We start from the raw sequence: 9,661 nt of genomic DNA, 5'->3' as shown, positions 1-9,661 counted from the left end.
TGAGACAGTTCGGTCCCTATCCGTCGCGGGCGTAGGAAATTTGAGAGGACCTGTCCTTAGTACGAGAGGACCGGGATGGACATACCTCTGGTGTACCAGTTGTGCCGCCAGGCGCATCGCTGGGTAGCTACGTATGGATGTGATAAACGCTGAAAGCATCTAAGTGTGAAACACACCTCGAGATGAGATTTCCCATTCCTTTATGGAAGTAAGACCCCTGAAAGATGATCAGGTAGATAGGTTAGAAGTGGCAGTGCGGTGACGCATGAAGCGGACTAATACTAATCGGTCGAGGACTTAACCAAGTAATTGGTGTTCCGGTTCATATGAAACATTTGATATTGTCTAGTTTTGAGAGCACAAGTTTCTCAATAGTGTGGTGACGATGGCGAGAAGGATACACCTGTTCCCATGTCGAACACAGAAGTTAAGCTTCTTAGCGCCGAGAGTAGTTGGGGGATCGCTCCCTGCGAGGGTAGGACGTTGCCATGCGATTATTCCGACATAGCTCAGTTGGTAGAGCGCTTGACTGTTAATCAAGATGTCGACGGTTCGAGCCCGCCTGTCGGAGTTATCTACGGTAAGCCATGGAGAGTTGTCTGAGTGGCTGAAGGAGCAGCATTGGAAATGCTGTAAACGGGTTATACCTGTTTCAAGGGTTCGAATCCCTTACTCTCCGTTAGTTAGATATATAAATATGACCCCTTGGTCAAGTGGTTTAAGACACTGCCCTTTCACGGCAGTAACATGGGTTCGAATCCCGTAGGGGTCATTATGGAGGATTAGCTCAGTTGGGAGAGCGTCTGCCTTACAAGCAGAGGGTCACAGGTTCGAGCCCTGTATCCTCCATCTGATGAGAATTTATTCATCAATAATTTAATAAACTCCATCATGAAGAATGATATGGCTCGGTAGCTCAGTCGGTAGAGCAATGGATTGAAGCTCCATGTGTCGGCGGTTCGATTCCGTCCCGCGCCATTTATGGAGGGGTAGCGAAGTCTGGCTAAACGCGGCGGACTGTAAATCCGCTCCTTCGGGTTCGGTGGTTCGAATCCACTCCCCTCCATTCTTTATAGGGATATAGTTTAATGGTAGAACAACGGTCTCCAAAACCGTCGGTGTGGGTTCAACTCCTACTATCCCTGCCATGATGGCGGTAGTGGCGAAGTGGTTAACGCACCGGATTGTGGCTCCGGCACGCGTGGGTTCGATTCCCACCTACCGCCCTTTGATTGGGTTATAGCCAAGTGGTAAGGCAATGGACTTTGACTCCATCATGCGCTGGTTCGAATCCAGCTAACCCAGTTGGGTTTGGGCAATAAATGATGGCGGTATAGCCAAGTGGTAAGGCAGAGGTCTGCAAAACCTTCATCACCGGTTCAAATCCGGTTACCGCCTTTCCTGAAAAGGTTATAATCCTGATCAGTAAGTTTCACCCATTTTATTTTGCCGGCGTGGCGGAATTGGCAGACGCGCTGGACTCAAAATCCAGTTCCCGTTGAGGGAGTATCGGTTCGACCCCGATCGCCGGTATCAATAAGCTATCTTGAATAGCCTTCGATACTTAAAAAAGTCGTCATATCTTCGGATATGGCGGCCTTTTTTGCTCTGGATTCTAACTTAATTTACCTTGCGCCGAGCTTGCGAATAACTGTGAGTGGTGGGGACGACAAGAGCCGTACTTTCTGAATATTCTTGATGATTTAAAGGGGTTGATTGTAGAAGGGATTGATTGTAGCATGGACACTGATTCTAACTGGAACCATCTGATTTGTAGTAAGACACATGTTAAGATTTAAGCCAGACTAAGATAATATGCTTTACAGGGCAAATAGAACTCGACTATAATTGGGTGATGAGGTATTAATATGGGAGGAATAACTATGGCTGTTATGAATGACAAGAAAAGTTTAAAGCAAGTTATTACAGTTTCAGAGCACAAAGATTTATACAATGTAATGAACAACTTACTCCCTACTACTATGGGGCAACATGATACTATTTCACGGCGTAAAAGCATAAATAGGGCAGTTACTTCTTTGAGAAAAGCAACGCTACGATTTGATACGCAAAAGTAACATTTCCGGTTTGACTGACACTCATCTACTAAATGAATTTGATTGTGGAAATAGGGTAGTCAATAATTACTTGAAAACGAAGGCTCTGGAAGATGAGAGTAATAACACACGATCAACCACGGTTTATTACGATGAAAAACAACTTGTTAGTTATTATACAACCTCTACTAGCATTATTGAGGTAAAGACAGCGTATGATAGAAAGATTTTTAATGGGTTGCGCAGTCTTCCGGAAGATAATAATCAGAGTATTGTACTGCCTGCAGTTGAGATTTCATGGTTCGGGGTAGCTAAAAATTATCAAGCCAAGCATATTGGAGCGAGCATGATTCTTGATATTTTCAGAACTGTCATTAAGATGAGGCACGTTTTTAACATCGGTCTTATAGGAATAGTCGTTAGCTCACTGCCAGACGCCTTGGAATTTTATACGCATTATAATTTTAGATATTTACACTATAACTATGATGATGAGCAAGCAATGATGATACCTGAGACGTATCCATTGTTTGTTGATATTGATAGCATAGTTGAAATTGTTGGATATTTGGATTGAAGATGTACTACTTTTACGCCTCAACAGAGCATCGTATTAATGATAAGCGGATTCAACAGCGAAAAAACTATCGAACAATCAGAAAGATCACATCTGCATTTTCCATTGCGATGTGATTTTTTTGATGCGCTAAAACTTTTGTTGATGGTCTTATGTTTCTATGGATGATAACCGCTTACTAAATATTTCAATGCGCAAGAAATTTGGAGTGATTTGCATGTTACTTTTTCTTATTTTAGGCTTTGTTTAGGATCATCCCTGCATACGCGGGGAACAGCAATTTTGTTAGCCGGTGGTCCCCATGATGGCAGGATCACCCCCGCATACGCGGGGAACAGCAAAGAATATTTTACCGGCTTCCGTCCAAGAAGAGGATCACCCCCGCATACACGGGGAACAGTATTCGGTGGAGTTCCCTAACCTACATGAGATGGGATCACCCCCGCATTCGCGGGGAACAAGACCGTTCACACTTAGCTTTGTTCTCAATTCCGGGATCACCCCCGCATACGCGGGGAACAGAACGGGCGAAAGCTGGTAAAGTTCGGCGGTTGAGGATCACCCCCGCATACGCGGGGAACAGACAATTGATAAGAAATACGCGGCCGAATCACAAGGATCACCCCCGCATACGCGGGGAACAGTGAGATACTGGAAGATACATGGATTGGGTTTAAGGATCACCCCCGCATACGCGGGGAACAGGCTGTGACGTGCTATTAATCGTTCTCAACAGTGGGATCACCCCCGCATACGCGGGGAACAGTTTAAGACCGCTGGTTGAAATATGTTTGATGTGGGATCACCCCCGCATACACGGGGAACAGAAGCGCTGGGTGCCTTGCGATATGGAGATGAGAGGATCACCCCCGCATACACGGGGAACAGTCTTCCCAGGGCTAGCTAAAGCTGAAGAAATTAGGATCACCCCCGCATACACGGGGAACAGAATTTAATAGACACGCTAGCATCATCAGCGTTAGGATCACCCCCGCATACACGGGGAACAGTATCACTTGTCGCTTGACCAAGTTCACTTAACAGGATCACCCCCGCATACACGGGGAACAGAACTTATCGGAACGATTAGCCGTAACTTTTCGGGGATCACCCCCGCATACACGGGGAACAGACTAAACAAATCCCGTCAAATCAACAATACAAAATCGCAAAATTGAGGTTTTACATCAACTTGGGTTTAGCATACCAGACTGACAGGTCATTGCAAGTAGATTCATTAGTAGATGACGGTCAATTGTCTAAAATATCTTCCGTGAAAGTATGGCGTGATTATCATTTTAGTTGAATTAGCATTGCCATTGAAAAATGATTGCTTCTCAAGATTTCGCGAATCGCTCGAATTCGGCCCAAAATTGCCGTATAAACGAATTTATAATTGACCGGTCTAAATGGTCATACAATACTGATAAAGCCAAAAATGGCTATAAAATCATCCGTTAAATCTGTTTCTGCGGCGCGGTTCACTACTACTAGTTATATTATTCTGAGCTATTTCCATCAAACAGTGGCAATTTAGCCAAAAATTCAATGTCTGTTCGTGTGCCAGCTGCACCTTCTGCCAGAATTGCCGTCTGAGCCACAATCTGTGCGCCGACTTGTTGTAGCAGGCGATTGGCAGCTTCCAGTGAGCCGCCCGTGCTGATGACGTCATCAACGATTACGACGCGTTTGCCGCGAAGGAGGGTGGCGTCCGCGTCATCTAAGACGAGCTGCTGCGGCGTGTGGGTTGTGATGGCCGTCACCGCTATCGTATGGGGGTGCGTCATGTACGGCTTGACCGATTTGCGCAGCACGATGAAGCGGGGATGGTGGGTCAATTGGCTCAGAGCCTGCGCTAAAGGAATGCCTTTGCTCTCCATCGTGACCAGATAATCAAATGGGGTGTGTGTCAGTCGCTGTGCCAATCGTTGAGCGGCGTACTGAGTTAGTTCCGCATCACCAAGCAAAACGAACGAGGCAATGCGCGTGTTTGGTGCGATTTTAATTAATGGCAAATTGCGGGTGAGTGGGCCTAAGCGTAATTGATATTGCTGCACGTTAATGACTCCAATCTAGGTGATTTTGAGTGAACCGAGCATTTGAAACGTCATGTAATCGTGACGAATGGCAGAATCTTTGCTGTAGACGCCGACTGATGACAAACTATCGATGATGGTCAGTTAATTGAACCACCAACACGATACATTCGGATATATGAATAATATACCGCTATACATCAATAAAATCCATTATATGGCATGAAATAAAGAACTTAATATCTAAAAACAATAATATCGTTCGTACTATTAGTGAACCTTATCAGTGGCTGTGGTGCTCAAATTACGGTATACTAAGCCTAATAATCTAGAGAGGAAGGATTAGATGTCCACGGTTGCAGATTTCTATTTACATGATCGGCCGACATTGCTATTTTCATTGCACCCAGGGCCAACTCAAGCAATCATTGATGGTTCGAAATTGTTGGAGTATCGCCGGCGCTTTTTCAGCGAACCATTTCAAGTCTTCGTTTATACTTCTGGCTCCAATGGCGGGATTCGGTTGTACTTGCGCTGTGACAAGGGACTACAGTTGCCACCAGATCAATTGGCTTTGGTCGGGGCGCTGATTCAACATGATTCGCCAGATGTGACAGCGGCTTATTTTAAGGACGCTGCACAGGGCGTGGCGTTGCCGATTACGGCCTTCACGACGCTGCCGAATATTCCGTTGGCTCAATTGCAGCAGCAATTCACTAATTTTGTCGCGCCGCGGAGCTATGTCTTTTTGGATCGGCCCGCACGACAAGCTCAGCTGGATTGGTTGCTCCAACAACCTTGTCAGCCACTACAACTCATTGATTGGACCCGACGTTATGCGGCGTTGGCGACTTTATTGGCACGGTGAAGCAACGTGGATACGGCAATTCCTATCCACGACATCATCTATAGTGGTCGTGATGCAACCCGCGTGTCTGGGGATAGTGTGCGAACACGGGTTTTAATGGCGCCGCGCACGACGCTACCGATTCTAACCAGAACGCAAAAAAAACTTCCAAACACTGGCTGGACAGTCAAGTTTGGAAGTTTAGTTAAATCAATATCGCCTAAAGCAATTTTTCGTAAACGTAGCAGACATCATCAACGTGGTAGACGCCGACCATGTCACCAACGCGCTCGAAGTTCATCTTGGCAATCAGATGTTGCATGGCAAGATTGTCCGCGTGGGTGTCGATGCGAATACTTTTGATTTCGGGATGTTCCGCCGCAATGTGGGCGATGATTTTTTCGAATAATTGAGTGGCGTAACCATGGCCAGCATGACTGGAGTGAATGGCGACGCGGTGAATAACAACGTACGGATCCGTCGTGTTTAGCCAGTTGGCGTTGGCCGTATCGTAAGTTTCATCCGGTGAGGGGACAACTGCGACGGCGCCAACCGTGGCATTGTCGTCCGCGTTAAATAAGTAGGCTGAACCTTGCATAATGTCCGCTGTAATCTGTTTGCGCGACGGGTAGTCACCTTGCCACTGGTTCACACCAGCTTCGGCGAGTTGGTTCCGGCCGTCACTTAAAATGTCGATGATTTGGTCTAAATCATCAAGGGTCGCTCGTTTGAAATACATAATTCTGGCTCCTCTCTTGAACAGCGATTACCACCTGAGTAGTAATCAACTTTTAAAAGTATACAGAATTTTCAGAAAAATGAAACTATTTGTTCCCGATTCTTAGCAGATTTTCAGCGACGGTTTTCGAGTAGAATTTTGCGAGCTTCTTGAGCCATATCGTGCTGAGTATTGTAGGCCGCGACCGCACTTGGGGCGTACTGATAAGCATTGGTTCGTAAGGTTTGTTCATAAAATTCTACATAGGGCAGGTGGGCCTGATGAGCGATGGTGATGGCTTGTTTCCAATCAAAATCAACAGAGCGGTAGTCGATCTGTTGCAAGCCACTCGCATCGATGGTCAAGACTAAGTAGTTCGCTCGTGGCTGTCGTAAGTTGGGATTAAGGGCAGTTGGTAAGCCAACCGTGCCCGCGTTCAAAATCAACTTGCCGCCGGTGCCATAGCGCATGATGGGCGTATGGGTGTGGGCATAAATCACAATGTCAACATCACCGGTCGTTGCTTCGTCAAAATTGGCTTGACTCGCAGTTGGTGCCAATGCGTGGCCACTCGCCACAGTTGGCAGCACGTGTTGGAGCCGAATTGTTAAGGGGCCGACCTGTTTAGTAACTGTCATTGGTAAGTTAAGACACCTTTCAAAGTGTTCCGGACTTAATTGGCGACGGTCAAATGCCGTCAGCACCGTTGCCATGACTTGTTTGGGTTTCGTAAAGGTATTTGGATTTGCCGTCAGGACTTTTTGGTAGTTTTCTTCGTGATTGCCGAGGACGTACGCAGTGGGGGCGACGGTATCCAGTAAGCTGAGAACGCGCTCAGATTCCGGCCCTCTGACGGTCATGTCGCCAACCGTCCAATATTCGTCGACTTGTTGCGCACGGGCATCTGCCAGGACGGCCTCCAGCGCGGTTGCGTTTCCGTGGACGTCGGATAGAACTGCAATTTTTACCATTGAAATGCTTCCTTTCTACGCTATGTATATCAAAATACGAAATGTTTTATTCTGGTAATCATTGGTTGCAAAAATTTTGGTTTGTAACCACTATGAAAAGCCATCGTAACTTTTATCTGTTATAATGGGTATGAAACGAAGTAATATATAGCACGTATATTCAAGCCAATTCGTTTCATGCCGTGATTATCCTTGCGATAGTCACGGTTTTTATTTTACCATAGCAGGGGGGCTTGCTGGTCAAGATTCAGCATCCCAACCGTTCATATTTGCAAGTGCACCCAATCAATGGCCGCTGAGTATCAGGCTACTTAACAATGAAATCGATAACAAGGATCGAAAATAATGAAATCGTTAACAACGACCGTAACACTTTAAGGATGGTGACTGATTTGGCAACTAGTTTTCAACACGAAATCGTTACGCGGACGCAACCCTTGTCGGCGTGGATTCATTATCATGATCAGCATGCGCCTAGTGAGATTGCGGCGCATTGGCATCAAGGGATTGAACTGTCCTATACCATCAGCGGCCATATCGATGATTTTACGATCAACGGGCAACATTTTCGCACCTCCGCCGGGCAATTATTAGTCGTGAATTCGCAACTGATTCACAGCATTCACACGCATAATACGCCCGAAAGCCGGGCACTATCGGTCATTTATCCCTACGATTACGTGCGGCGGCTTTATCCTAAGATTGAGACCGAAATTATCGCAGTCAACGACCCACACCAGTTTACCAGTGCGCAACAAGCGATGTATCTGAACCTGCAAGGACATTTTGATCAGCTTTATTTGGCCTTGCAACGGCCGAGTGCGGTGACTAATTTACGACTGGAAGCTGAAACGGCGCAAATCTTATCAGAACTTTTAACTTATTTTACCAGCGCCAAAGCCAGCACTGGGGTGATGTACGGCAAGGACGCCCTGGCAGTCGAGCGCATCCAGAAGATCAGTACCTACGTGGCCCAGCATTACACCGAGCCCATCAGCTTAACGGACGTGGCCCAACAAATCAACGTCACCAAAGAATATCTGACGCGATTTTTCAAAAAGCAGATGGCCATGACGGTCGGCCAATACGTCAACCTGGTCCGAGCGCAACATGCGTATGAAGACTTGCTTGGTGAGCGGGGCAACCTGACGACGATTGCCTCGATGAACGGCTTTGCCAGCACGCGGGCACTCAATCGCGCTTTCCAAACGGTGTATCATCAGTCCGCTGCCGAAATTTATAAAACGAAACATACTTGGGATTAGATTCCGGCATCAGTGAACTAGCAGGTTAACAATTGCGCCTTGCACGAAAGGTGGTGGTCCATCATTAGCCCGCTGCTGTAATTTTTAAGGGGGAGGCAAACTTGGCATCCGCGTCGACGGCTAAGGCGGACCAGCCAGCAGTGAAGCGTAAAGATTGGTGACTATCACGAGAAGGCACTCAAGCAACGAACCACAAACAAGCTAAGATTGAACGACTAATTGGTTGATTTCGCACTATCAACTGGTGAGTCGTTCTTTTATGATAAAGGCAATTAATGGAGGCGCTTACAATGACTGAAAAAGACTTAAAGCAAGCAATTATTGAATTACGGACCGCGTTTAAAACTAATGATGATGCACGTGATGCCGGTTTGCCACGAGAAGTCGCCGGTGTTGAACGGTTAGACGACCTGAGTTACGGTCCCGACCCAAAGTGGCACTTACTCGACTTGTATCGCCCGACGGATGCACCGCGGCCTTTACCCGTGATTATTAATATTCACGGTGGCGGCTGGTGCTATGGGACGAAGGAAACCTATCAATTTTACGGGTTAAACTGGGCACAACGGGGCTTTGCATTCGTCAATCCCAATTATCGCTTAGCGCCGGATGCCGTTTTCCCTGACGAATTGGATGATGTCGATCGTTATATCCACTGGGTGGCAGACCATGCCGATGAATATGGATTGGATCGGAATAATGTCTTCCTATTGGGTGATAGTGCCGGTGGTCAGATGGCTGAACAGTACGCCGCCATTTTGACCAATCCGGACTATCGCGATTTATTTGGCTATCAGCTGACGGATTTGCATTTCCGGGCCATCGTGTTGAACAGTGCCGCCGCCTTTCCACTCGATGAAGGAATGGTCACGGGTGCGGTAGCCGCTTACTTCACGCCGGAAGCGATTCAGAAACAACGCAATCAAATCGAAGCCGAACGGTATATTCAAGCGAACTACTTGCCGACCTTCATTTGTACGGCGACGGAAGATTTTATTCGCAATAATTCGGCCAAACTCGACGGCTTTTTGACCGCGAAGGGGATCGAACACGTCTTCAAAATGTATGGTGATGAAAAACATCCGCGCGGGCACGTCTTCTTAGTCAGTCAAAAGGATGACATTGCCAAGCAGGCGACGGATGATGAAATGGCCTTTTTGAACGCTCATCTGAGTAAATAGGAGGCGACG

The 9,661-nt window shown here is 46.9% G+C and carries 8 protein-coding genes, 11 tRNA genes, 2 rRNA genes and 1 CRISPR repeat array; of the genes, 18 read left to right on the top strand and 3 right to left on the bottom strand.

The window, feature by feature from the left end:
* From MZO40_RS04835 to MZO40_RS04765, 15 genes are all read left to right on the top strand, one after another.
* Positions 1–305, top strand: a 23S ribosomal RNA gene (locus tag MZO40_RS04835); the annotation flags it as partial.
* 70 nt (positions 306–375) lie between these two features.
* Positions 376–492 (top strand): 5S ribosomal RNA (rrf, locus tag MZO40_RS04830).
* A gap of 6 nt (positions 493–498) precedes the next feature.
* Positions 499–571, top strand: a tRNA-Asn gene (locus MZO40_RS04825).
* 18 nt (positions 572–589) lie between these two features.
* A tRNA-Ser gene (locus MZO40_RS04820) sits at positions 590–679 on the top strand.
* Positions 680–699: 20 nt separating this feature from the next.
* Positions 700–772, top strand: a tRNA-Glu gene (locus tag MZO40_RS04815).
* Positions 773–776: 4 nt separating this feature from the next.
* A tRNA-Val gene (locus tag MZO40_RS04810) sits at positions 777–849 on the top strand.
* Positions 850–905: 56 nt separating this feature from the next.
* Positions 906–978: transfer RNA gene (locus MZO40_RS04805), tRNA-Phe, on the top strand.
* A gap of 5 nt (positions 979–983) precedes the next feature.
* Positions 984–1,066: transfer RNA gene (locus MZO40_RS04800), tRNA-Tyr, on the top strand.
* An 8-nt stretch (positions 1,067–1,074) separates the two neighbouring features.
* Positions 1,075–1,148 (top strand) — tRNA-Trp (locus MZO40_RS04795).
* Between the two features lie 5 nt (positions 1,149–1,153).
* Positions 1,154–1,226: transfer RNA gene (locus MZO40_RS04790), tRNA-His, on the top strand.
* Positions 1,227–1,233: 7 nt separating this feature from the next.
* Positions 1,234–1,305: transfer RNA gene (locus tag MZO40_RS04785), tRNA-Gln, on the top strand.
* 22 nt (positions 1,306–1,327) lie between these two features.
* Positions 1,328–1,398, top strand: a tRNA-Cys gene (locus MZO40_RS04780).
* Between the two features lie 50 nt (positions 1,399–1,448).
* Positions 1,449–1,533, top strand: a tRNA-Leu gene (locus MZO40_RS04775).
* 350 nt (positions 1,534–1,883) lie between these two features.
* Entirely contained in the window at positions 1,884–2,078 is a 195-nt protein-coding gene (locus tag MZO40_RS04770) for a hypothetical protein (protein WP_088769755.1), read from the top strand.
* A 70-nt stretch (positions 2,079–2,148) separates the two neighbouring features.
* Entirely contained in the window at positions 2,149–2,634 is a 486-nt protein-coding gene (locus MZO40_RS04765) for a hypothetical protein (RefSeq protein ID WP_088769754.1), read from the top strand.
* Between the two features lie 249 nt (positions 2,635–2,883).
* Positions 2,884–3,766: direct repeats of the CRISPR family, unit length 28 nt; unit sequence GGATCACCCCCGCATACACGGGGAACAG.
* A 367-nt stretch (positions 3,767–4,133) separates the two neighbouring features.
* Here the strand turns inward: MZO40_RS04765 and MZO40_RS04760 are convergent.
* A complete protein-coding gene (locus tag MZO40_RS04760) occupies positions 4,134–4,691 on the bottom strand; it encodes a phosphoribosyltransferase family protein (RefSeq protein WP_105961937.1) in 558 nt (185 codons plus the stop codon).
* A 325-nt stretch (positions 4,692–5,016) separates the two neighbouring features.
* Here MZO40_RS04760 and MZO40_RS04755 point away from each other — a divergent pair, with 325 nt between their 5' ends.
* Positions 5,017–5,538: a hypothetical protein gene (locus tag MZO40_RS04755; RefSeq protein ID WP_105961936.1), complete on the top strand. Its 522-nt coding sequence runs from the start codon at positions 5,017–5,019 to the stop codon at positions 5,536–5,538.
* A gap of 199 nt (positions 5,539–5,737) precedes the next feature.
* On the opposite strand, the gene MZO40_RS04750 is transcribed toward MZO40_RS04755, so the two are convergent.
* Positions 5,738–6,256 (bottom strand): GNAT family N-acetyltransferase, encoded by a 519-nt coding sequence (locus MZO40_RS04750; protein WP_003638352.1) that lies wholly within the window; start codon positions 6,254–6,256, stop codon positions 5,738–5,740.
* Between the two features lie 113 nt (positions 6,257–6,369).
* Complete coding sequence (locus MZO40_RS04745) at positions 6,370–7,206, bottom strand: metallophosphoesterase (RefSeq protein ID WP_050340203.1); 837 nt, start codon at positions 7,204–7,206, stop codon at positions 6,370–6,372.
* 383 nt (positions 7,207–7,589) lie between these two features.
* Here MZO40_RS04745 and MZO40_RS04740 point away from each other — a divergent pair, with 383 nt between their 5' ends.
* Positions 7,590–8,471 carry an AraC family transcriptional regulator gene (locus MZO40_RS04740; RefSeq protein ID WP_225367259.1) on the top strand — a complete coding sequence of 294 codons (882 nt, stop codon included), beginning with the start codon at positions 7,590–7,592 and terminating at the stop codon, positions 8,469–8,471.
* Between the two features lie 290 nt (positions 8,472–8,761).
* Complete coding sequence (locus MZO40_RS04735; RefSeq protein WP_105921576.1) at positions 8,762–9,652, top strand: alpha/beta hydrolase; 891 nt, start codon at positions 8,762–8,764, stop codon at positions 9,650–9,652.
* The last annotated feature ends 9 nt before the right edge of the window (positions 9,653–9,661 follow it).

This window comes from Lactiplantibacillus sp. B652 (genome assembly GCF_023806745.1).
GTDB classification, from domain to species: domain Bacteria; phylum Bacillota; class Bacilli; order Lactobacillales; family Lactobacillaceae; genus Lactiplantibacillus; species Lactiplantibacillus pentosus.
The sequence above is the reverse complement of the archived record's forward strand: the minus strand, read 5'-3'. Positions and strand labels throughout refer to the sequence as shown.

Bases quoted from the DNA above. Each gene is read 5' to 3' on its own strand.
- MZO40_RS04770 (WP_088769755.1), top strand. From the start codon at position 1,884: ATGGCTGTTATGAATGACAAGAAAAGTTTAAAGCAAGTTATTACAGTT.
- MZO40_RS04755 (WP_105961936.1), top strand. From the start codon at position 5,017: ATGTCCACGGTTGCAGATTTCTATTTACATGATCGGCCGACATTGCTA.
- MZO40_RS04750 (WP_003638352.1), bottom strand. From the start codon at position 6,256: ATGTATTTCAAACGAGCGACCCTTGATGATTTAGACCAAATCATCGAC.
- MZO40_RS04745 (WP_050340203.1), bottom strand. From the start codon at position 7,206: ATGGTAAAAATTGCAGTTCTATCCGACGTCCACGGAAACGCAACCGCG.
- MZO40_RS04735 (WP_105921576.1), top strand. From the start codon at position 8,762: ATGACTGAAAAAGACTTAAAGCAAGCAATTATTGAATTACGGACCGCG.